This window comes from Bradyrhizobium sp. AUGA SZCCT0177, assembly GCF_018130125.1.
In the GTDB taxonomy this organism is placed as follows: domain Bacteria; phylum Pseudomonadota; class Alphaproteobacteria; order Rhizobiales; family Xanthobacteraceae; genus Bradyrhizobium.
Genome location: NZ_JAFCMA010000007.1, coordinates 175,472 through 196,841 on the forward strand (window position 1 = coordinate 175,472; position 21,370 = coordinate 196,841).

At 62.2% G+C, this 21,370-nt stretch carries 19 protein-coding genes; 9 read left to right on the forward strand and 10 right to left on the reverse strand.

Annotation, left to right across the window (positions count from 1 at the left end; translation table 11 throughout):
• The first annotated feature begins 42 nt into the window (after nt 1-42).
• Nucleotides 43-1,173: a hypothetical protein gene (locus JQ597_RS10745; RefSeq protein WP_212264146.1), complete on the forward strand. Its 1,131-nt coding sequence runs from the start codon at nt 43-45 to the stop codon at nt 1,171-1,173.
• Between the two features lie 4 nt (nt 1,174-1,177).
• Here JQ597_RS10745 and JQ597_RS10750 read toward each other — a convergent pair whose 3' ends face one another.
• Genes JQ597_RS10750 through JQ597_RS10760 form a run of 3 tightly spaced genes read right to left on the reverse strand, consistent with a single transcriptional unit; the run spans nt 1,178 to nt 4,006 of the window.
• The gene (locus tag JQ597_RS10750; RefSeq protein ID WP_212264147.1) at nt 1,178-1,774 is read right to left on the reverse strand and encodes a Smr/MutS family protein; all 597 of its coding nucleotides are present in this window, start codon (nt 1,772-1,774) and stop codon (nt 1,178-1,180) included.
• Nucleotides 1,771-3,324, reverse strand: a complete 1,554-nt coding sequence (gene mltA, locus JQ597_RS10755) for a murein transglycosylase A (protein WP_409411324.1) — start codon at nt 3,322-3,324, stop codon at nt 1,771-1,773. Before mltA ends, JQ597_RS10750 begins: the two co-directional genes overlap by 4 nt.
• Complete coding sequence (locus tag JQ597_RS10760) at nt 3,302-4,006, reverse strand: Tim44/TimA family putative adaptor protein (RefSeq protein WP_212264149.1); 705 nt, start codon at nt 4,004-4,006, stop codon at nt 3,302-3,304. The genes mltA and JQ597_RS10760 overlap by 23 nt, the downstream gene beginning before the upstream one ends.
• Before the next feature lie 439 nt (nt 4,007-4,445).
• Between JQ597_RS10760 and secB the strand changes: the two genes are divergently transcribed.
• On the forward strand, nt 4,446-4,934 hold the full coding sequence (secB, locus tag JQ597_RS10765; RefSeq protein ID WP_212264150.1) for a protein-export chaperone SecB: 489 nt from the start codon (nt 4,446-4,448) through the stop codon (nt 4,932-4,934).
• A 34-nt stretch (nt 4,935-4,968) separates the two neighbouring features.
• On the opposite strand, the gene dnaQ is transcribed toward secB, so the two are convergent.
• From dnaQ to JQ597_RS10785, 4 genes are all read right to left on the reverse strand, one after another.
• Complete coding sequence (gene dnaQ / locus JQ597_RS10770; protein WP_212264151.1) at nt 4,969-5,667, reverse strand: DNA polymerase III subunit epsilon; 699 nt, start codon at nt 5,665-5,667, stop codon at nt 4,969-4,971.
• 93 nt (nt 5,668-5,760) lie between these two features.
• A complete protein-coding gene (gene coaE, locus JQ597_RS10775; RefSeq protein WP_212264152.1) occupies nt 5,761-6,360 on the reverse strand; it encodes a dephospho-CoA kinase in 600 nt (199 codons plus the stop codon).
• A 23-nt stretch (nt 6,361-6,383) separates the two neighbouring features.
• Nucleotides 6,384-6,992 carry a Maf family protein gene (locus tag JQ597_RS10780; protein ID WP_212264153.1) on the reverse strand — a complete coding sequence of 203 codons (609 nt, stop codon included), beginning with the start codon at nt 6,990-6,992 and terminating at the stop codon, nt 6,384-6,386.
• A gap of 73 nt (nt 6,993-7,065) precedes the next feature.
• Nucleotides 7,066-7,902, reverse strand: a complete 837-nt coding sequence (locus tag JQ597_RS10785; RefSeq protein WP_212264154.1) for a pyruvate, water dikinase regulatory protein — start codon at nt 7,900-7,902, stop codon at nt 7,066-7,068.
• A gap of 454 nt (nt 7,903-8,356) precedes the next feature.
• Between JQ597_RS10785 and hemJ the strand changes: the two genes are divergently transcribed.
• The 7 genes from hemJ (at nt 8,357) to JQ597_RS10820 (ending at nt 16,774) form a co-directional block, all read left to right on the forward strand.
• The gene (gene hemJ, locus JQ597_RS10790) at nt 8,357-8,803 is read left to right on the forward strand and encodes a protoporphyrinogen oxidase HemJ (protein WP_212264155.1); all 447 of its coding nucleotides are present in this window, start codon (nt 8,357-8,359) and stop codon (nt 8,801-8,803) included.
• A 257-nt stretch (nt 8,804-9,060) separates the two neighbouring features.
• Nucleotides 9,061-10,326, forward strand: a complete 1,266-nt coding sequence (rho, locus tag JQ597_RS10795) for a transcription termination factor Rho (RefSeq protein ID WP_074821153.1) — start codon at nt 9,061-9,063, stop codon at nt 10,324-10,326.
• A gap of 329 nt (nt 10,327-10,655) precedes the next feature.
• On the forward strand, nt 10,656-11,987 hold the full coding sequence (gene mnmE / locus JQ597_RS10800) for a tRNA uridine-5-carboxymethylaminomethyl(34) synthesis GTPase MnmE (protein WP_212264156.1): 1,332 nt from the start codon (nt 10,656-10,658) through the stop codon (nt 11,985-11,987).
• A gap of 168 nt (nt 11,988-12,155) precedes the next feature.
• Nucleotides 12,156-14,039, forward strand: a complete 1,884-nt coding sequence (mnmG, locus tag JQ597_RS10805; RefSeq protein WP_212264157.1) for a tRNA uridine-5-carboxymethylaminomethyl(34) synthesis enzyme MnmG — start codon at nt 12,156-12,158, stop codon at nt 14,037-14,039.
• A 197-nt stretch (nt 14,040-14,236) separates the two neighbouring features.
• Nucleotides 14,237-14,908 (forward strand): 16S rRNA (guanine(527)-N(7))-methyltransferase RsmG, encoded by a 672-nt coding sequence (rsmG, locus tag JQ597_RS10810; protein WP_212264158.1) that lies wholly within the window; start codon nt 14,237-14,239, stop codon nt 14,906-14,908.
• Nucleotides 14,895-15,746: a ParA family protein gene (locus tag JQ597_RS10815; protein WP_212264159.1), complete on the forward strand. Its 852-nt coding sequence runs from the start codon at nt 14,895-14,897 to the stop codon at nt 15,744-15,746. Before rsmG ends, JQ597_RS10815 begins: the two co-directional genes overlap by 14 nt.
• 146 nt (nt 15,747-15,892) lie before the next feature.
• Entirely contained in the window at nt 15,893-16,774 is an 882-nt protein-coding gene (locus JQ597_RS10820; RefSeq protein WP_212264160.1) for a ParB/RepB/Spo0J family partition protein, read from the forward strand.
• 178 nt (nt 16,775-16,952) lie between these two features.
• Here the strand turns inward: JQ597_RS10820 and holA are convergent, their stop codons facing one another.
• The 3 genes from holA to leuS form a co-directional block, all read right to left on the reverse strand.
• The gene (holA, locus tag JQ597_RS10825; RefSeq protein ID WP_212264161.1) at nt 16,953-17,981 is read right to left on the reverse strand and encodes a DNA polymerase III subunit delta; all 1,029 of its coding nucleotides are present in this window, start codon (nt 17,979-17,981) and stop codon (nt 16,953-16,955) included.
• A gap of 109 nt (nt 17,982-18,090) precedes the next feature.
• Nucleotides 18,091-18,642, reverse strand: coding sequence for an LPS assembly lipoprotein LptE (locus JQ597_RS10830; protein ID WP_212264162.1), 552 nt, complete (start codon nt 18,640-18,642; stop codon nt 18,091-18,093).
• The gene (gene leuS, locus JQ597_RS10835; protein ID WP_212264163.1) at nt 18,629-21,265 is read right to left on the reverse strand and encodes a leucine--tRNA ligase; all 2,637 of its coding nucleotides are present in this window, start codon (nt 21,263-21,265) and stop codon (nt 18,629-18,631) included. The genes JQ597_RS10830 and leuS overlap by 14 nt, the downstream gene beginning before the upstream one ends.
• Nucleotides 21,266-21,370: the final 105 nt, after the last annotated feature.

Genomic DNA, 21,370 nt, shown 5'->3' on the forward strand with positions numbered 1-21,370 from the left:
TCCCGGCTCCCGTGCGCAATTGCGCACTAGGCCGGGACGACAATGAGCTTGAATCTGTTTATCCGGGAAAACCCCTGGCGCTTGATGCTGGCCGTCAATGTCGCCGTGTTCGTCGGGGTGTTCCTGCACAAGATCACTCTGCCGCCCTTTGTTCCCTACATTCATCTCCTGGTCGACTATCATTTCGGCTTCACCAAGCGCGCGCTGATCGGCGCCATCGTGGCGCTGTTCACCGCGAAAGTGCCGGTGTGGCTGGTGTTCGCGATCAGTGGCGCCGTCTGGCTCATCACGGCGGGCCTGTTCGTGCGGCTGTTCAAGCGGACGTTCGGCTTCGACGACGCGCATCTGCCCCTGTTCGTGTTCATGGCCGGTTCGCCGTTCTTCCTGAAGAATTTCATGCACACGCTCGGGCATTTCGACATCTACGGATGCCTGTTCGCAATTGTCCTGCTGCTGATTCCGGCGCGCTCGCTGTTCTATGTGCTGCTCGCCACGCTGTTCTCGATGATCCTCGTGCTGATCCACCACATTCACCTCTTGATGTATGTGCCGACCATCGCGGCCATCGTGGTGCTGCGTTACTATCTGGCGCAGGGTGTGAGCCGCCCAGGCGCGATCGCGGGCATTGCCGCGCTCGCGGCCACCGGCATTCTTTTCATCGCCGCGCAATTCTACGGGACGATGGCGATTCCTGAATCGGAGTTCGCCGGTTACCTGCAAGGCAGGATGGCCGACCCATCGCGCACCAATCTGCTGAGCTTCAGTTACATCTGGTATCAGCCGCTATCGAAGGAAATGTTGGATACCTGGGCGCGTCTGCCGTCGAACCTGCTCGGCATCCCGGTGTTTGCGCTGCTGATCTGGTTGCATAGCCCGCTGTGGCGATATTTTTCGAGGTTGATCGCAGCGCTTGCAGTCGACGCGCATCGCCGCATCGTCATCGCGGCGATAGCAATCGTCACCCTCGCCTATCTGGTGATGTTCGTGATCGTGTTCGATTACTCGCGCTGGATTTCGAACTGGGCGGTGTGCCTGTTCCTGATCCTGCATGCGGTGAAGATGCTGCCCGCAGCACGCGAGGCGGTGCTGATATCGACCGATGATCGGAAAACCCAGATCTTCGGCTGGATCGTCACGCTAATCCCGCGCGTCGGCATCGTGCGGCCGTTCTAAATACTCACCTGACCCTCCGCACCCGCACATACAGCGCGCCCTCGCCGCCGTGGCCGATATGGGCTTCCTCGAATCCGACCACCAGCGAGCGGAATTCCGGCAGGCTGAGCCATTGCGGCACCTGACGGCGCAACACGCCGCGCTCGGCCTCGGAGCCGCCCACTTTGCCCTTGCCGGTGATGACGAGCACGAAGGTGAGGCCATCGCTGTGCGCGCGCTGCAGGAAGGTCAGCAGCACGCGGTGCGCGCGGATCTGCGTCATGCCGTGCAAATCGAGCCGGGCGTCGATCTCTTTCCGGCCACGCGAAAGCTGTGAGCGTTCACGGCGTCCGACCGGCGCCAGTGGTGGCGGCTCCGGCCGTGACGGAGGAATGATTCGTGGCGAAGGCATCGCCTTCGGTGACGCAACGGGGTTGGCGGCGACACCGGCTTCCGCCTCCGGCGCGGCTGCCGGCGGCTTGACGGCGCGGCGCCGCTTGCGCAGCGGCTTGACCTGCTTGGCCACGCTTTCCCACAGCGCACGCTCCTCTTCGCTGAGGCTGCGCTGGCGCCGCGGCGGCATTGGTATTTCGGGGATCGAGCTCGACGTCCGGCGTTTCATTGACGGTGGCGGAAGCGGCGAGTGTGGCGGTGGCGGACCGGTTCGGAAACCGGTTTGACATCGGGACGGGCCGCCGGCAGCGGCACCGGTTTTACCACAGCAGCCTGCGCGGCGGATGTGGGTGCGGTCACGGCCGGCGTTGCAGCGGGAGTGGCGTTCTTCGGATCCTTTAACGGATCAACCTGCGGAAACAGCTTTGCGATTTTCTCCGACGGCCGCTCGTCCGGCACCGGCATCTTGCGGCCACGCGCGGAAGGATCGAGGCTCTTCGGCAGCAGCATGACAAAACGCATAGGATGGCGGAAGCGGCCTGCTACCTTGCCGGCGTCAGCCCCGGCGCCGAGATAGAGGTCGGCGCGGGCGGGCCCGACGATCGCCGAGCCGGTATCCTGCGCTATCATCAGCCGCCGAAACGGCGTTTTGGATATATCGGTTTCGATCGGCAACTCGCCCTCGATGAAGAACGGCGTGCCGTAGACATGCAGTGCTTTATCAACCGCGATCGAGCGGCCCGGCGTCAGCGGCACGCCCTGGGCGCCGACGGCTTCGTCCTTGTCGGAGAGGTTTACCTCGCGGAAGAACACGTAGGACCGGTTCTGGCGACGCAACTCGTTGGCGCCATCGGGGTTCGCCGTCATCCACTCCCGGATCTTCTGCATCGACATCTGATCCCTGGGGATGATGTTGCGTTCGATCAGGATGCGGCCGACCGGCGTATAGGGATAACCATTATGCGCATCGTAATTGATGCGAACGGTCGAGCCATCATCGAGGCTGACCCGCGCCGAACCCTGGATCTGCGAGAACAGCAGATCGGTCTGGTCTTTCAGCCAGCAGATCTCGAGGCCGCGGCCCTCAATCGCACCGTCCTCGATCTCGGCGCGATCGTAATAGGGCACCAACTTGCGGCGGCCAATCTTGCGAAACACCTTGCCCCCGTTGGGCAACCCGGCCGAGCTCTGCGTGGCGCCGCGAACGAACAGATTGGACGGCCGGCGATAGACCGGCACTTTGTAGACCTCGTTCTCCGTCCGCGAGCCGTCGACGATGGGCTCGTAATAGCCGGTGACAAAGCCCTCGGGCTCGCCGAGCCGCGATATCCGCAAGGGCAGAAAATGCTCCTCGAAGAACGCTTTCGCCCTGGCGCCGTCGGTTAGCTCGAGGCCCCTGGCGACCCGGCAGGGATCGCGCAGCGAGGTACCAATCGCTTTCGGTTCGGATGGTGGCTTGGTTTGCGCTGCTATCGGCTTGCAGCTGTCGCGAAAGGTCTTGTAGGCGGCGAGATGATCGTCTTCGCGCCAGCCGGTGATGTCGGACCAGGCGACCGGCGCATATTGGGTGTTGGTGATCTGGAACGGCAAATCCAGCTGCGGATAAGGAAGGTGACGCTCGGATACCGGATGCGATGGCGGATGTGAATGCGACCGCGTCCGACGCGCGGCAGATGCGTCCAGGGGAGCCAGTGACAACGCGATAGCGATCGCAGCCAGCGCCAGCCTTGCAAGAGACCTTACAAGGCTGTGCGCGCTAGCTGGCGCTTCCGGTGCCAACCAACTTCCAGTTCGGATCGCGGGAACTCGTGTCGCGGGCAAATGTCCAGACATCGGTGATATCGGCGACCTTATCCGGCGTTCCATCGACAATGGCGCCGGTCTTGTCGCGGGTGACCGAGATCATCTGCGACACGAACCGCACCGTCAGCTGTGCCGCCTTGTCGCGGGCTTCCGCACCCACCAGTTCGGCCTTGTCGATCGAAACAAACCGCGTTTCGGTTTTCTGCTCGTGCTTCTCGCGATCCTTGATCACGGAGTCGAAACTCTCATAGACCTCGCTCGACAACAGATCCTTGAGCGCGCGGCGGTCGCCATTGGCAAACGCCAGCACGATCATCTCGTAGGCGCTGCGGGCACCGGAGAGGAAGTGACGGGGATCGAACGAGGAATCCTGCGCGACAAGCGCGTCGAGCCCTTGCGCCAGCGGCGTGCCCGCTTCCGCAATGCCCTTCCAGCGGTCGGTCGCCGGCGCAACGTCCGCGGTCGGCGCCAACGGCGTCTGATCGATCACGGCACCGGGCATCGGCACGACGTTGTTGTCCTGCGTACGCTGCACGACGTTCGGCGCGGCGCGATCGTAGGGCGGCCGTTCGCCCCCAGTGCGCTGTCCGAGGACGCTGCGCAGGCGCAGGAAGATGAAGACGGCCAGCGCCAGGAAGATGATAGTGTAAATATCCACGTCGTATTCGCTTTCTGGTTCTAACGCCGGCAACGGGTCCGGCGGTCGAGGGTTCCCTCATGAGCCCGGGAACGGCAGAGATTACATCTTCAATCGACACTGCAGCATGTAGGCATGAAACTTTGCCCGGCCAATGGCGCGTTTTGGCGCGGGTGAATTGTAGCGCGTTTTGGCCGCGAGGGGAAATCCGATCATGTCCGGAAATCACGCATATTCAATTATTTAGGATGACCCCAAAGGGGCTCGCTGGGAGGCTGGCCGCGCGCTATTAGCCATATCTGTCACAAATGGCGGTTGGCCGGACCCGCCTTCAGTCCGTCGTCCTTGTGGAATAAGGCGGGGCTATGATAGCCACTCGCCCGGCAATGGCATTTCCGCCCGCCGAGCGAATTCAGACTATAACCCGGGCTCCGCTCGCCAGCGTTTTTAGGAGAGTTTCATGACCAACGGTAACGGCGCGCCCGCAGAGCAGGCCCCTGCCCAGCTCAACGTATTGGCGCAGTATACCAAGGACCTGTCGTTCGAGAATCCGAACGCCCCGGGATCGCTGGCGCCTCAGCAGCAGCAGCCGGCCATCAATATCCAGATCAATGTCGGCGCCAATAATCTCTCCGAAAGCGAGTTCGAGGTGACGCTTTCGATCGAGGGCAAGGCGGAAAATGCCGGCAAGGTCATGTTTTCGTTCGACCTCGCCTATGCGGGCGTGTTCCGCATCGTCAATGTGCCGAAGGAAAACCTGCACCCGCTGGTCATGATCGAATGCCCGCGGCTATTGTTCCCGTTCGCACGCGAGATCATTGCCACCGCGGTGCGTGACGGCGGGTTCCCCCCACTGATGCTCGATCCTGTGGATTTCGTCGGCCTCTACCGCCAGAACATGGAGCGGCAGGCGGCGGCGCAGGCTGCTTCGGGCGCGAAACCCAGCTAACGGACGCTCAGCGGCTAAACGCCGCTGCAGCGTTTCAAGCGGCTCCCAGAAACTCGTTCCAGATCGGCTTGTCGCCCAGCGTGGCGACAAAGGCCCGGTGCGCCTCGCGGTCGGCATCGGTGATTCGGGGTGCGAGCGGCGTCTCGCGCTGCCGGCGCGGCATGTCGCCGGTCCGCTCCGCCCGCGACTCGCGTGTCTCCGAGGCCAGGACCAGCTGCGACTGCCGTGCTCCGATCAGGTCGATATAGACCTCAGCCAGCAATTCGGAATCAAGCAGCGCGCCGTGCTTGGTGCGGCGGGAATTGTCGATCGAATAGCGCGAGCAGAGATCATCGAGCCTGTTGGACACGCCGGGATGCTTGCGGCGCGCCAGCAGCAAGGTATCGACCAGCCGATCACGTGCGATCACCGGCCGTTTGATGCGGTCGAGTTCGGCATTGATGAAGCTGATGTCGAACGATGCGTTGTGGATCACCAACGGCGCATCGGCGATGAATTCCAGGAACTGCTCCACGACTTCCGTGAACAGTGGCTTGGTGGACAGGAACTCGGCGGACAGACCATGCACCGCGAACGCCTCGGCCGGCATGTCGCGTTCGGGATTGATGTAAACGTGAAACGTCTGCCCGGTCGGCATGCGGTTGTAGATCTCGATACAGCCGATCTCGACCAGCCGGTCGCCGCGCAGCGGATCAAGGCCGGTGGTTTCGGTATCGAGAACGATTTCACGCATGGGTTTTCTCTAAAGCGTTTTCGAGCGAAGTGGGTACCGGTTCGCGTAAGGAAAACGCGTCAAACAAAAGGACCGGGCCGGAAAGTCAGCGAATCACGTCCGCCGCTGCGGCATCTTAACAACCTCGGCCAGAATGTCCCTGATACGGGCGCGCACGGGGTCGAGACCATGCGAGGTATCCACCACGAAATCAGCGCGCTTGCGCTTTTCCGCATCAGGTAGCTGCCGCGCCACAATGGCGTCAAAGCGCGCTTCGTCCATCGTGCCGCGCGCCAGCACGCGTTCGCGCTGCATTTCGGGCGTCGTCGTCACCACCACGACCGCATCGACACGCTTCTCGCCGCCGGTCTCATACAGCAGCGGGATATCCAACAGCACCACCGGCTTGCCCGCCGCTTCCGCATCTTCGAAGAATGTCTTTCGCGAGGCGCTGAGCATCGGATGAACGATCTGCTCAAGCTGCTTCATGGCATCGGGATCGTGCACCACCTGGACGGAGAGCAGCGCGCGATCGACCTTGCCGTCCACGGTGGTGCCGGGAAACGCCGCTTCGATCGCCGGCGCAGCCTCACCCTCGTAGATTTTGTGCACCTCCGCATCGGCGTCGTACACGGGAACCCCCGCCTCCGCGAACAGTTTTGCGGTGGTGGATTTTCCCATTCCGATCGAACCGGTCAGTCCAAGGATCAGCATTCAGATCGCCGTTGTTTGAGAGTTCAGACACCAAGCAGTCGCTCGCTGCGCAAAAGTGCGAGCAGCGGCAGCAACGGCAGGCCGAGGATGGTAAAATGATCGCCTTCGATCCGTTCGAACAGATGCACGCCGAGCCCTTCCAGCTGATAGGCGCCGACGCTGGTCGTTACCGCGTCTCCCGCCTGGTCCAGATAGGCCTCGATTTCGTCCTTGTTGAGAGATCGCATGGTCATGTGTGCAACGCTAATATCTGCGGACAGTATCTTGCCGTCGCGGGCAACGGCAAATGCCGAGTGCAATTCGTGGCGCTTGCCGGCGAGCAAACCCAATTGCTCCGCTGCTGCGGCGCGCCCGGCGGGCTTGCTGAACAACCGGTCTCCGAGTGCGAGCGTCTGGTCGGCACCGACGACGTAGCGGCCGGGTTTTTGCCGCGAGACCCACAGCGCCTTTTCCCGCGCCAGCAATTTTGCGATCTCGCCGGGTGCGACAAGACCGGAATCCTTTTGCACGGCGCGCTCGTCGATATCGGCCGGAACAGCTTCAAAGGCGATGCCGGCGTTGGAAAGCAGCATCTGCCGCGCGCGGCTCTGCGAGGCCAGGATCAGCGGGTCTTTTCCAAGCCAGATGCTCATGGCCGACGATCGTTGTTTTGACGCGTTTTCTTGACGCGAACCGGGGTCCACTTCGCTGGAAAACGCTTTGGTTTCATTCCGGAAGCCGTTGCCGCTGCCGGTCGGTGAAAAGTTTCAAAATGGCCGCCGCGGTTTCCTCGATCGACCGCCGCGTCACGTCGAGCTGCGCCCAGCCGAATTTTGCGCTGAGCCGCCGCGCATACGCCACCTCATCGGTGACCGACTGACGGTCGATGTAATCGTCGTTGTGAGTATCGCCCATGCTCAACAGTCGATTCTGCCGGACCTGAATCAAGCGCTCCGGCGTCGCATGGAGGCTGACCACCAGCGGCTTCTTCAGCGTCTCCAGCTGATGCGGCGCCGGAATGCCCGGTACCAGCGGGACATTCGCGGTGCGGATGCCGCGGTTGGCCAGGTAGATCGAGGTCGGCGTCTTGGATGTACGGGATACACCGACCAGTACGATGTCGGCATCTTCGAGGCCTTCCACATGCTGGCCGTCATCATGGATCATCGTGTAGTTCAGCGCGTCGATGCGCTTGAAATATTCGGCATTGAGCACGTGCTGGGCGCCGACGCGCCCCGTGGTGGCCGCACCGAGATAGGCTTCGAACAATTGCATCACCGGCCCGATGATCGACAGGCTCGGGATGTTGATATCCTTGCACTTGGTCTCGAGCCGGCCAACCAGATCCTTTTCCAGCAGCGTGAAAAGCACGATGCCCGGCGCCTCCTCGATCTCATCGAGCACACGGTCGAGCTGCTTCTGGCTGCGCACCAAGGGATAGACATGTTCGACCGCGGTGACGTTGGCGTACTGCGCGGCCACCGCGCGCGCCACGGTGATCAGTGTCTCACCGGTCGAATCGGAGACCAGATGGAGGTGAAAATAATTGCCGGTCGTGGGCACCAAAACCCCTGTGTATCCTGTGAATCCTTGTGGACCTTAGCCCAGAGATTTGGCCCTGGATCGCCCTCTCGGGGATAACCCGGCTTTTTCTTCACAGGGCTCCCAAAAGGATAAGTCAGATCCCCAATCCGAACGATAGTGAGAATTTGTGGATTTGTCTCTGCATAAGCTCCGGGCAAACCAACGCAAGCGTTTGATGCAAGGCGCATTATTCGAGCGACCAGATTGTCTCGCCGAAATGTGGATGGATGTGAACAAGCCGGGAGAACTGCTGGACAGTTTGTTGTGAGTCCAATTCACCGCTACTTAGACTCAAACCTAAGATTCTAAAAATATTAGTTAGAGAAGCGGTGCATTGAGGATATGTCTCCGTCCCGCCGCTGGCGAAAGCTTTTCAGGCAATGCTGAGAGCGTCTGAACGTTCCAAGCGGCGATGAGGACGAGGCGACGCGCGATGTACGAGTGGATCACGATCACGGCCTACCCGTGGATCAAGGCACTGCATGTGATTGCGGTCATCTCCTGGATGGCCGGCATGCTCTATCTGCCGCGGCTGTTCGTCTATCATTGCGATGCCGAGGTCGGATCGAAGCAATCCGAAACCTTCAAGGTGATGGAACGCCGGCTGCTGAAGGCGATCATCAACCCGGCGATGATGGTCACCTGGCTGGCCGGGCTGTATCTGGCCTGGAGCGGCCATTGGTACGTGTCCGGCTGGTTTCACGCCAAGTTCGCACTGGTGATCGCGCTGTCCGGCGTCCACGGCTTTTTTTCGCGCTGGGTGAAGGATTTCGCCGCCGACAAGAATATGCGAAGCCAGAAATTCTATCGTATTATCAACGAGGTACCTACTGTTCTGATGATCGGGATCGTTATTCTGGTCGTGGTTAGGCCGTTCTAGGCGGCCTTTTTGGCGCGAGGAGTACTTCAGGCCTGCTTGCGAAGCGGCGGGCGATTTTCTATATTAGCCAAATCCCACCCCACGCAGGCGGATGTGGTTGTGTCCCGGTCTCCTCGTTGAGCCGGCCACCGCATCAGGTTTGAAGCCTTACCGGCACTTTCCTCGCTTAGACCTGCGGACCTTCCGTTTTTCGTGTCCGCTTTTCGTTCGAAGCCCCTCGCACCCCTCCTCCAGTTATTCTCCACAGGACCACCCCAATGCGGGAAATGAAACTCCAAGACCTCAAAGCAAAAACGCCGGCCGAGCTCGTCTCGTTCGCGGAAGAGAACGGGGTCGAAAATGCCAGCACCATGCGCAAGCAGGAGCTGATGTTCGCCATCCTCAAGCAGCTCGCGATCCAGGAAACCGACATTATCGGCGAGGGTGTCGTTGAGGTTCTCTCCGACGGCTTCGGCTTCCTGCGCTCGCCTGACGCGAATTACCTGCCGGGCCCGGACGATATCTACGTCTCGCCCTCGCAGATCCGCCGCTTCGGGCTTCGCACTGGCGACACCATCGAGGGCCATATCCGCAGCCCGAAAGAAGGCGAACGCTATTTCGCGCTGCTCAAGGTCAACACGCTCAATTTCGAAGACCCGGAAAAATCCAAGCACAAGGTCAATTTCGACAATCTGACGCCGCTGTTTCCGGACCAGCGCTTCCGCCTCGAACTTGAAGACCCGACGCGAAAAGACCTTTCTGCAAGGGTTATCGACATCGTCGCCCCGATCGGTAAAGGCCAGCGCGCCCTGATCGTGGCGCCGCCACGCACCGGCAAGACGGTGCTGATGCAGAACATCGCGCACTCGATCACCGCCAATCATCCTGAATGCTATCTGATCGTGCTTCTGATCGACGAGCGTCCGGAAGAAGTCACGGACATGCAGCGTTCGGTGAAGGGCGAAGTCGTCTCGTCGACCTTCGACGAACCGGCGGTGCGTCACGTCCAGGTCGCCGAGATGGTGATCGAAAAGGCCAAGCGGCTGGTTGAACACGGCCGCGACGTCGTGATCCTGCTCGATTCGATCACGCGTTTGGGCCGCGCCTACAACACCGTGGTGCCGTCATCCGGCAAGGTGCTGACCGGCGGTGTCGACGCCAATGCGCTGCAGCGGCCGAAGCGCTTCTTCGGTGCCGCCCGTAACATCGAGGAGGGCGGTTCGCTCACCATCATCGCGACCGCGCTGGTCGATACCGGCAGCCGAATGGACGAAGTCATCTTCGAAGAGTTCAAGGGAACCGGTAACTCCGAACTGATCCTGGACCGCAAGGTCTCGGACAAGCGGACTTTCCCGGCGATCGACATCTCGCGCTCCGGCACCCGCAAGGAAGAGCTCATCACCGATCCGCAGCTCCTCAAGAAAATGTACGTGCTGCGCCGTATCCTCAATCCGATGGGCACCATGGACGCGATCGACTTCCTGCTCGACAAGCTCCGCAACACCAAGAACAACTCGGAATTCTTCGATTCCATGAACACCTGATCCGTCAGGCGAGGTTTTGGGGAAGGGCGCCTCGTGCAGACGGGGCGCCCCTTTCGTTGGTCGACCATGTTGCAGCTATTGCTGCAGCAAAGGTGCAGTATGGCCGGGGAGGCGCATCGGAGCGGACTTTCTATTAAGTATATGATATTGCTTGGTTTAGATAGGGACGGGCCACGAAACTCAGCCAAGCCATCGGTTTTCGCAGCAAAATTGCTGCACAAATGCTGCAGCAAATTGGCTCTCGGGAAGGGCGTTTCCCCTTCTGATCGGGATGTCGACCCGCAGCTCAAATTGCGTTGCCTTTTCAAGCACTCCTGCACAAATAGGCGATGCATCCGCGGGATCAGACCATTTTTGCGCTGTCGTCGGGCCGTGCGCCCAGTGCAATCGCGATTGTGCGGGTATCGGGGCCGGGGGCCGGTCCGGCGCTAATGGCGCTGGGGGGCAAAATCCCGCCGGCGCGGGCAGCGACCCGGATGCTTCTCCAGGACGCCAGCGGTCTGCCATTGGACGATTCGATGGTGCTCTGGTTCCCGGGACCAGCGAGCGCCACCGGCGAGGACGTCGCCGAGTTCCAGGTCCATGGTGGGCGGGCGGTGCTGGCCGCGATCTTTGCGGCGCTGGCCGCTTTGGAAAATATGCGGGCCGCCGAGCCCGGCGAATTCACGCGGCGCGCGTTCGAGAACGGCAAGCTCGATCTGACCGAGGCCGAAGGTCTGGATGATCTCATTCACGCCGATACCGACCGGCAACGCCGCCAGGCGCTGCGCCAGCTGAAGGGGTTGCTCGGCGACAAGGCACGCGACTGGCGTGCGCGCATCATCGAGGCGTCAGCGCTGATCGAAGCCGGTATTGATTTTTCGGATGAGGGCGATGTGCCCGCGGAATTGATCGCGCCGGCGCTGGCGAAAATCAAAACGCTCTTAATCGAAATCGAAGAAGTGCTTGCGGCACAGGGCCAAAGTGAACGCCTGCGCGACGGCCTGGTGGTGGCGATCGCCGGACCGCCGAATGTCGGAAAATCGACCTTGATGAATCAGCTGGCGCGGCGCGAGGTGGCGATCGTATCGCCGCACGCCGGCACCACGCGTGACGTCATCGAGGTGCAGCTCGATCTCGACGGTTATCCGGTGACCGTCATCGACACCGCCGGTATTCGCGAGACCGACGATCCGGTGGAGCAGGAGGGTGTGCGTCGCGCGCGGGCTCGTGCCGCGGAAGCCGATCTGGTGCTGTGGCTTGCCGATGGGGCGGACGCGAGAATTGATCACGCAGGCACCGCGCCGGTCTGGCGCGTGCGCAACAAGATCGACCTGGATCCGGCCGGTCGGCCATTGGCCGAGGTACCGGGCCGAGGCGAGTTTGCGATTTCGGCCAGGAGCGGGGACGGGCTTCCCGAGCTGATCGCGGCCTTGGTCCAGTTCGCCCAGGATTATTTCGGCGCCAGCGAGGGCGGGTTGATCAGCCGAACCCGGCAGCGGCAGTTGCTGCAGCAGACGGCGACTTCGTTGCGGCGCAGCATTGAGGTGGTCGGAGAGGGCGAGGAACTGGCGGCCGAGGAACTTCGCGTCGCCGCGCACTCCCTTGGGCGGCTGCTGGGGCGCGTCGATGTCGAGGACATACTCGACGTGATCTTCCGGGAATTCTGTGTAGGGAAGTAATACTTCTTTCTCTTAGTTCTTAATTCATTTCATGGCTGACGTGTTTCACGTGAAACAGTTCCCGAGGCGCTGGTGGAACCCGCTGTTTCACGTGAAACAGATCCATTCCTTTCAATTTCCCGCAACTTCCCGCTTCCGCGATTTCTGACTCCGCGATAGAAGTCCGCCATGATTTCGCGCTCAGATTCCTTCGACGTTATCGTCATCGGCGGCGGCCATGCCGGCTGCGAGGCCGCGAGCGCGGCAGCCCGGATGGGCGCGAAGACAGCGCTGGTCACCCACAGCTTTGCGACCGTCGGCGCGATGTCCTGCAATCCCGCCATCGGTGGTCTGGGCAAGGGTCATCTCGTCCGTGAAGTCGATGCCCTCGATGGTCTGATGGGCCGGGTCGCCGATGCCGGCGGCATCCAGTTTCGGATGCTGAACCGTCGCAAGGGTCCTGCTGTTCGCGGACCGCGGGCCCAGGCCGACCGCAAACTCTATGCGGCCGCGATGCAGGCGGCGATCATCGAGACCGCCAGTCTGAGTGTGGTCGAAGGCGAGGCGGATGAGCTGATCGTCTCAAACGGGCGTGTCACCGGCATTCGTCTCGGCGACGGCCGCGAACTTGGCTGTGGTGCCGTCGTCATCACCACTGGGACGTTCCTCCGTGGTCTGATCCATCTCGGCGAAAAGAACTGGCCTGCGGGGCGGGTCGGCGAGGCTCCGGCGATGGGGCTTTCGACTTCCTTCGAGCGTGCTGGGTTTACGCTCGGCCGTCTCAAGACAGGGACGCCACCGCGGCTGGATGGCACGACTATCGACTGGTCCGCGGTCGAAATGCAGCCCGGCGACGATCCGCCGGAGCCGTTCTCGGTCATGACCGACCGCATTACGACCCCACAGATCGAGTGTGGGATCACCCGCACCACGCCGGCGACCCATGACGTGATCCGGGCCAATGTACATCGCTCGCCGATGTATTCCGGTCAGATCAAGAGCAGCGGTCCGCGCTATTGCCCCTCGATCGAAGACAAGATCGTCCGCTTTGGCGATCGCGACGGCCATCAGATCTTCCTGGAGCCGGAAGGCCTGGAAGACTCCACCGTCTATCCCAACGGCATCTCGACTTCGCTTCCGGAGGAGGTGCAGCTCGCGATCCTCTCGACCATTCCTGGTCTCGAACAGGTCAAGATGGTCCGCCCGGGCTATGCGATCGAGTACGACCATGTCGATCCCCGGGAGTTGGAGCCGACGCTGCAGGCCAAGCGGCTGCCGGGACTGTTCCTGGCCGGGCAGATCAACGGCACCACCGGCTATGAAGAGGCTGCGGCACAGGGAATTGTTGCGGGGCTGAATGCGGCACTGTCCGCCAGCGGCGGCGAGGCGATCGTTTTCGACCGTGCCGACGGCTATCTCGGCGTGATGATCGATGATCTCGTGACCCGCGGGATATCAGAACCCTATCGCATGTTCACTTCGCGGGCCGAGTATCGCCTGACGCTGCGGGCGGACAATGCTGACCAGCGCCTGACCGACAAGGGGATCGCCTTGGGTTGCGTGGGGCAGGCGCGTTCGCTGCGCCACGGCACCAAGATGGCCGCGCTCGAAGCCGCGAAGTCGCTGGCGAAGTCTTTGACGATCACGCCCAACGAAGCCGGCAAACGCGGCCTGGCGCTGAACCGGGATGGCCATCGCCGCTCGGCGTTTGAACTCCTCGCTTATCCGGAGATCGAATGGTCGGCGCTACAGGGCATCTGGCCCGAGCTATCCGCCATTGACCCACCGATCGCCGTCCACCTCGAGATCGATGCCAAATATGACGTCTATCTGAAGCGCCAGACCGCTGACGTCGACGCCTTCAGGCGCGATGAGGGCCTGGTTCTGACCGACATCGATTATTCTGACGTGCCCGGCCTCTCCAATGAGGCGCGCTCAAAGCTTGAGGCGGCGCGCCCGCGAACCGTGGGGCAGGCGGGGCGGCTGGATGGTTTGACTCCGGCCGCGCTCGGTATCCTGGCGGCATATCTGCGGCGTGAAGCCCGGCGAAAGACTTCGAAGGTGACGGCTTAAAACGTTTCACGTGAAACGGGGAGGCCCACAGTCCAGAGGGGGCAGGCGACGACCTGTCCGCAGTAACTCATGAGCGAAGGCGGACGCAATCCACCTCCGTTATGCTGCGCGATGGATTGCTTCGCTTCGCTCGCAATGACAGCCTCAGCAGCGGCGGCCTTCGAGCGAATCGATAAGATGCCGAGCAAGTAAAATTCATGGTCCCAACCTCCGACAAAGCCGCCGCCCTCGCCCTCACCCCCGTTTCACGTGAAACAGAGGCGCGGCTGGATCGCTATGTCGATCTGCTCCGGGAATGGCAGGCCAAAACAAACCTGGTGGCGCCATCGACACTTCCACATCTCTGGACCCGCCATATCGCCGACTCGCTGCAGCTGCTGAGCTTGGCCCCCACTGCAACCAGGTGGGTCGATCTCGGCAGCGGCGGCGGCTTTCCGGGTGTGGTCCTCGCCTGCGCTTTGGCCGAGACGCCGGGCGCCAATATTCAGCTGGTCGAACGCAACGCCAAGAAAGCCGCGTTCCTGCGCGAAGCAATTCGTGTGACCTCGGCGGCCGGGACCGTGCATCTCGCTGACATCGGGGATATCGTGGATAGAATCGCCGGCCCTGTCGATTGCGTCACTGCGCGGGCGCTGGCTCCGTTACATCAGCTCATCGGTTTCGCGGAACCGCTGATAGGAAAGGGCGCAAAAGCGTTATTTCTAAAGGGCCAAGATGTAGAGGCTGAATTGACCGAAGCCACTAAATATTGGAATATTGAGCCGCAACTTCATTCCAGCCGCACGGGCGGACAAGGCTGGATCGTCGAACTCGACCGCATCGAGCGACGCGGAACTTCCGCGATGGGTACCGGGTATGACCGTGATTGATGAAGTATATCAAGAGGATAAGGCGCCTACGCCGGCAGCCCATCCGCGCATATTGTCGCTCGCCAACCAGAAGGGTGGCGTCGGCAAGACTACCACCGCGATCAATCTTGGCACCGCACTCGCTGCGATTGGCGAGCGCGTGTTGATCGTCGACCTCGACCCCCAGGGCAACGCCTCCACCGGTCTCGGCATCGATCGCCGCAACCGCAACTGTTCAACCTACGATGTGCTGATCGGTGAAGCCCCGCTGCGCGAAGCTGTCGTTGTAACCGCCGTGCCGCGTCTGCATATCGCGGCTTCCACCATGGACTTGTCGGGTCTCGAATTGGAGCTGGGATCGACGCCCGGCCGCGCCTTCCGGCTGCGCGACGCCATCGCGGCGCTGAACAGCAACGCGGCGCCCGACTCCGATTACACCTATGTGCTGATCGACTGCCCGCCGTCGCTCAACCTCCTCACCGTCAATGCGATGGCGGCATCCGACGCGATCCTGGTGCCGCTGCAATGCGAGTTCTTCGCGCTCGAAGGTCTGTCGCAATTGTTGCAGACCGTGGAGCAGGTGCGCTCGACGTTGAATCCTACCCTGTCGATCCACGGCATCGTGCTGACCATGTTCGACTCGCGCAACAATTTGTCGAACCAGGTCGTCGCCGACGTCCGGCAGTTCATGGGCGCCAAGGTCTACAACACCATGATCCCGCGCAACGTGCGCATCTCCGAGGCGCCGTCCTATGGCAAGCCGGTCTTGGTTTACGATCTCAAATGCGTCGGCAGCGATGCGTATCTGAAACTCGCAACCGAGGTGATCCAGCGCGAGCGTGAGCTGCGAACGCATTAGCGCGAAATCGTAGGGTGGGTAGAGCGCAGCGAAACCCACCGCCACATACGCGATCAAGATGATGGGTTTCGCTGCGCTCTACCCATCCTACAAGAAACACAGTTTCTAATTTCGGAGTAAGTTGCGTGAATCCAAGGGAGCTGGCGATGGCCGACGAAGCGCGTTCGCGACTGGGCCGCGGTCTTGCAAGTCTGATCGGCGATGTCGGCGGTGAGGCCGCGCACGTCGAGCGCCCGCGCAATCAGCGCAAGGTGCCGATCGAATTTCTAAAGGCAAATCCGCGCAACCCGCGCCGGACGTTTGCCGATGCCGAACTCGGTGAGCTCGCTGCTTCCGTCAAGCAGCATGGCGTGATCCAGCCGATCGTGGTGCGTCCGGTGAAGGGCGTTGCTGATCGCTACGAGATCATCGCCGGCGAACGCCGCTGGCGCGCCTCGCAGCTGGCCGGCCTGCATGAAGTGCCGATCGTGCCGATCGAGGTCAGCGACAGCGACGCGCTCGAGATCATGATCATCGAGAACGTGCAGCGCGAAGACCTCAATGCGATGGAAGAGGCGCAGGGCTATCACGCGCTCGCGGAAGAATTCAAACGCAGCCAGGAAGAGATCGCCAAGGAGGTCGGCAAGAGCCGCAGCCATGTCGCCAACATGATGCGGCTGACGAAGCTGCCGGCGGAAGTGCAGGCCCTCATCGCCAACGGCGAATTGTCCGCCGGCCACGCCCGCGCGCTGATCGGCGTGCCGGATCCGCTTGCCTCCGCAAAGCGCATCGTCGCCGAAGGCCTCAACGTCCGCCAGGCCGAAGCGCTGGCGCATGAAGAAGGCGTGCCGGAGCGCAAGCCGCAGAAGGCCCGCAGCGGCGGCAAGACCAAGGACCCCGATACGATAGCGTTGGAGAAACGCGTCAGCGACGCGCTAGGGCTGGCCGTCACCGTCAATCACCGCGATCCCGGCGGCAGCGTCCAGATCAGCTACCGCAACCTCGAGCAGCTCGACGAAGTGATGCGGCGGCTGGCGAAGGGCGGTTGAACGGAGCGCTCGAATTTATTTTCGGCGTCCCGGCCTTGAGCTCAGATGCGCAATTGCGCATCGGGGGACCCATAACCACCAGCGGTCATTGTTTTACCCGCTGGTCGTTGGCTTCCTTTTCCAATAACGCCGGCCGCGGCGTATGGGTCCCGGCGTTCGCCGGGACGACGAGGAAATTTCATCCCCGCCGTTTCGCGTTCGCCGCGATCGACAGCAGCGTGCGTTGCGCGATCGCGGCTGCCAGCGTGGCTTGTTTGCGCATGTCGAATGCGGCGGTCGCGAGCTGGTCGATAATCGCGACCAGCCGCGCGGCGCTGAAATTCCGCAACGCGACTTCAACTGCGCCCTTGCGCGAAAAATGCAGCCGCGGATACCCGCTCTCCAGCAACGTCGAGACCGGCGTGCCCTCGACCACCGCAAGCGCCGATTTGTGCAGCCATGCGGCCTGACGTTGGGCTGCCGAAATGATCACGCCGGGATAGGTGCCGGCGATCATGGCTTTGGCGAATTCGCTTTCGACCAGATCAGGCTTTCCCGCAAACGCGCCGTCGACGATCGGGTCGAGCTTCAGCTCGGATGCGTCAGCGACAACCGCCATCACGTCGTCGATCGACACCTCGCCCTGGCCGTGGGCGTAGAGCGCGAGCTTGCGCAATTCGTTGCGCGAGGCCTGCCGGTCGCCGCCGAGCAATGCGGTCAACACCGCGCGGGCGTCGGGCGCGATGCGCAGATTGGACGGCCGCAATTCGTCATCGATCAGCTTGGCAAGGTCGCGTTCGGTGTCGGGATAGCAGGCGATCGCGACCGCGGTCTTGGCGCGCTCGCAGGCCTTTCGCAGCGGCGATTCCGGCCGGAGTTCGCCGGCCTCGATCACGATGCGGCAATCCTTGAGCGGCATCTCCGCCAGCGTGTCGATGCCGCCAGCAAAACTGCGCGAGCCGGCACGCACGCGGATGGCGCGGCGGCCGCCGAACAGCGGCACCGTCATCGCTTCATCGACCAGCCGCGACGGCTCGGCCGACAGCTCGTCGCCGTCCAGCCGCACCATTGAGAACGGATCGTTGGGATCGTCGACGGCGGACGCCAGCAATGCGTCGGCGCGTTCACGCACCAGGCCGGCGTCCGGGCCGTACAGCAGAATGATGGGACGGGCGGAATCAGGCCGGGCGAGAAAGGCGTCGATTTCTTTTCCGCGAAGCGCGACCATACCAACCTTGTCATTCCGGGACACGCGTCTTCGCGTGGACCCGGAATCTCGATCGAATAATCTCTGGATTCCGGGTTCGCGCTAACGCGCGCCCCGGAATGACGGGCTCTTAGCTTCCAGCGACGAAGAACGACGCCAGCCGTGTCTGGATGTTCTCGGCGATCTCATTGGCGGAGCGATCCTCGGCGTCGCGGAAGGCGCGGGCGCGGGCGAAACGCTGCATCTGGCCCGGGATGTCATAGGACACGCGGGAGAAGGTCGTGCCGGTCATGACAGATTTGTTCGTCGCCAGATCGATCAGATTGTACTGCGCATCGATGCCGTAATTCTCGCTCGACGGCAGCGCTGTGGTCGGATCGAGCATCAGCGACGAGCGGGTGGTGGAGAACCGCAGCACCAGCCGATGGGTCGGCGGCATGCCGGTCGCATTGCCATAAAGCTTGAACGCCAGCTGGTTGCGGATTTCGACCTGGATGCGGGCCTCGCGGGAGGCGTTGTTCTTGTCGACGGGCGGGATTTCCACGCCCATCAGCTTCTCGCGCAGGCCGGGCGAGCCGTCGGCGCGTTCGGCATACATCGGCTGAAAACAGCCGGCCGTCAGCGCCGCCAGAGCGACAACGGCCAGCAGCCGAGCGGCGATCCGGGTCCTAGCCAACGACATTCACGATCCTCATGGGAACAACAATCACCTTGCGGACGGCCTTGCCACCCAAGGCCAGTTTTACCGCATCAAGGGCCAGAACGGCAGCCTCAATTTCCGGATTTTGGGCGCCCCGTGGCACGGTTACATCACCCCGTTTTTTGCCATTGACCTGAACCACCAGCGTCACCGTGTCTTCAACCAGCAAATCGCGTTCGATTTGGGGCCAATCGGCTTCCGAAATCAGCCCGGATTGCCCCAATACCGTCCAGCACTCCTCGGCCAGATGGGGCATCATGGGCGCGAACAGTTGAACAAGGATGACCGCGGCCTCCCGGACCGACCAAGAAAGATCTGGACTCAGGTCAGGCGCCGGCTGCCCCTCGCGCCCCAGCACTTCGGCCAGCGCATTGGTGAATTCGCGGATATGGGCGAGGCAGACGTTGAAATGCAGCCGCTCGATGCCGTTCGACACCTTGTCCAGCGCGCCATGGGCCGCCTTGCGCAGGCCCAACGCATCGTCGCCGAACGAGGCCGGCCGGGCGGCCGGGGCCATTTTGGCGATCTCGGCCGATTCGTTGACCAGCCGCCACAGCCGCTGCACGAAGCGCGAGGCGCCCTGCACGCGCTCGTCGCTCCAGATCACGTCGCGATCGGGCGGTGAGTCCGACAGCATGAACCAGCGCGCGACGTCGGCGCCGTAGGTCGCGATGATATCGTCGGGGTCGACGGTGTTCTTCTTCGACTTCGACATCTTCTCGATCGCGCCGATGGTGATCTCTTCACCCGTCGTCAGCAGAAGGGCGCGCTTGCCATTGCCGCCGGTCTCGACCTTCACCTCGGCGGGCGTGACGTAAGAGCCATCGGCCTTCTGGTAAGTCTCGTGCACCACCATGCCCTGCGTGAACATGCCGGCGAACGGCTCGTCCATACCGATGTGGCCGGTCGCCTTCATCGCGCGGGTGAAGAAGCGGCTGTACAGCAGATGCAGGATCGCGTGCTCGACGCCGCCGATATACTGGTCGATCGGCAACATCCGGTTCACGACATCAGGCGTCGTCGGCGCGTTCTCGTTCCAGGGATCGGTAAAGCGCGCGAAGTACCACGACGAATCCACGAACGTGTCCATGGTGTCGGTTTCGCGCTGGGCCTTGCTGCCGCATTTCGGGCAGGCGACGTGCTTCCAGGTCGGATGATGGTCGAGCGCGTTGCCGGGCTTGTCGAAGGAGACATCCTCCGGCAGCACTACCGGCAGGTCGCTGTCCGGCACCGGCACCACATCGCATTTCGGGCAATGGATCACCGGGATCGGGCAGCCCCAATAGCGCTGCCGCGAAATGCCCCAGTCGCGCAGGCGGAAATTCACCTGCCGCTCGCCGACCGGCATGTTGCCGCGCAGTTCACTTTCCAGCCGCTTTGCGACCTCTTCCTTGGCCTGTTCGATGGTCATGCCGTCGAGGAAGCGGGAATTGATCATGCGCCCGTCACCGTCATAGGCGGTGTCTGTGATCACGAACGTCTTCGGGTCCTGGCCTTCGGGGCACACGACAGGCGTAACGCCGAGCGCGTATTTATTCACAAAGTCGAGGTCGCGCTGGTCGTGCCCGGGGCAGCCGAAGATGGCGCCGGTGCCGTATTCCATCAGCACGAAGTTGGCGACGTAGACCGGCAGCTTCCAGTTCGAGTCGAACGGGTGCACGGCGCGGATGCCGGTGTCGAAACCCTGCTTTTCGGCGGTGTCGATGATTTCCTGGGCGGTGCCGATGCGTTTGACCTCGGCGATGAACTCCGCGAGCTTCGGATTCTTCGCTGCCGCCGCGATCGCCAGCGGATGGTCGGCCGCGATCGCCATGAACTTGGCGCCGAACAGCGTGTCGGGGCGCGTCGTGAAAATCTTCAGCTCAGACTCGCCGGCCGGCGTCGTTGCCGCATCCAGCGCGAAGCGCACCAGGAGGCCCTCGGAGCGGCCGATCCAGTTGCGCTGCATCAGCCGCACCTTGTCGGGCCAGCGATCCAGCCCGTCCAGTGCGTCCAGCAGTTCCTGCGAGTACTTCGTGATCTTGAAGACCCATTGGCTCATCTCGCGCTGTTCGACCACGGCGCCGGAACGCCAGCCGCGGCCGTCGATCACCTGCTCGTTGGCGAGCACGGTCATGTCGACCGGGTCCCAGTTGAGCTTGCGCTTCTCGCGCTCGGCGAGACCGGCGCGCAGCATGTCGAGAAACATCTTCTGCTGATGCTTGTAATAGCTGGGGTCGCAGGTCGCGAATTCCCGGCTCCAGTCGAGCGACAGTCCGATCGACTGCAGCTGCTTCTTCATCGCGGCGATGTTGTCGTAGGTCCAGGCCTTGGGCGCGACCTTGCGCTCGATCGCGGCGTTCTCGGCCGGCAGCCCGAACGCGTCCCAGCCCATCGGGTGCAGCACGTTGAACCCCTTGGCGCGCATGAAGCGCGCCAGCACGTCGCCCAGCGTGTAGTTGCGGACATGCCCGATATGGATGCGCCCGGACGGGTAGGGGAACATCTCGAGGACGTAATATTTCGGCCGGGAATCGTCGTTTTTGGAGGCGAAGATCGCCTTCTGGTCCCACTGGCGTTGCCAGCGCGGCTCGGAGTCACGGGCGTTATAGCGTTCGGAGGTCATGGAATCGCTGGGCTTTTATGGATTCGGGGCCGTCTGAAAGACGGCGGACTAGGCCACAAAAGCGGTTGCGGGGTCAACGGGTTGGCGCAGATCGACAGGCCCCCC

Bases quoted from the DNA above. Each gene is read 5' to 3' on its own strand.
- rsmG (WP_212264158.1), top strand. From the start codon at position 14,237: ATGGTCCCAACCTCCGACAAAGCCGCCGCCCTCGCCCTCACCCCCGTT.
- mnmE (WP_212264156.1), top strand. From the start codon at position 10,656: ATGCATCCGCGGGATCAGACCATTTTTGCGCTGTCGTCGGGCCGTGCG.
- JQ597_RS10820 (WP_212264160.1), top strand. From the start codon at position 15,893: ATGGCCGACGAAGCGCGTTCGCGACTGGGCCGCGGTCTTGCAAGTCTG.
- coaE (WP_212264152.1), bottom strand. From the start codon at position 6,360: ATGCTGATCCTTGGACTGACCGGTTCGATCGGAATGGGAAAATCCACC.
- JQ597_RS10750 (WP_212264147.1), bottom strand. From the start codon at position 1,774: ATGAAACGCCGGACGTCGAGCTCGATCCCCGAAATACCAATGCCGCCG.
- secB (WP_212264150.1), top strand. From the start codon at position 4,446: ATGACCAACGGTAACGGCGCGCCCGCAGAGCAGGCCCCTGCCCAGCTC.
- holA (WP_212264161.1), bottom strand. From the start codon at position 17,981: ATGGTCGCGCTTCGCGGAAAAGAAATCGACGCCTTTCTCGCCCGGCCT.
- hemJ (WP_212264155.1), top strand. From the start codon at position 8,357: ATGTACGAGTGGATCACGATCACGGCCTACCCGTGGATCAAGGCACTG.
- JQ597_RS10815 (WP_212264159.1), top strand. From the start codon at position 14,895: ATGACCGTGATTGATGAAGTATATCAAGAGGATAAGGCGCCTACGCCG.
- mnmG (WP_212264157.1), top strand. From the start codon at position 12,156: ATGATTTCGCGCTCAGATTCCTTCGACGTTATCGTCATCGGCGGCGGC.
- JQ597_RS10745 (WP_212264146.1), top strand. From the start codon at position 43: ATGAGCTTGAATCTGTTTATCCGGGAAAACCCCTGGCGCTTGATGCTG.
- rho (WP_074821153.1), top strand. From the start codon at position 9,061: ATGCGGGAAATGAAACTCCAAGACCTCAAAGCAAAAACGCCGGCCGAG.
- leuS (WP_212264163.1), bottom strand. From the start codon at position 21,265: ATGACCTCCGAACGCTATAACGCCCGTGACTCCGAGCCGCGCTGGCAA.
- JQ597_RS10830 (WP_212264162.1), bottom strand. From the start codon at position 18,642: ATGTCGTTGGCTAGGACCCGGATCGCCGCTCGGCTGCTGGCCGTTGTC.
- JQ597_RS10780 (WP_212264153.1), bottom strand. From the start codon at position 6,992: ATGAGCATCTGGCTTGGAAAAGACCCGCTGATCCTGGCCTCGCAGAGC.
- dnaQ (WP_212264151.1), bottom strand. From the start codon at position 5,667: ATGCGTGAAATCGTTCTCGATACCGAAACCACCGGCCTTGATCCGCTG.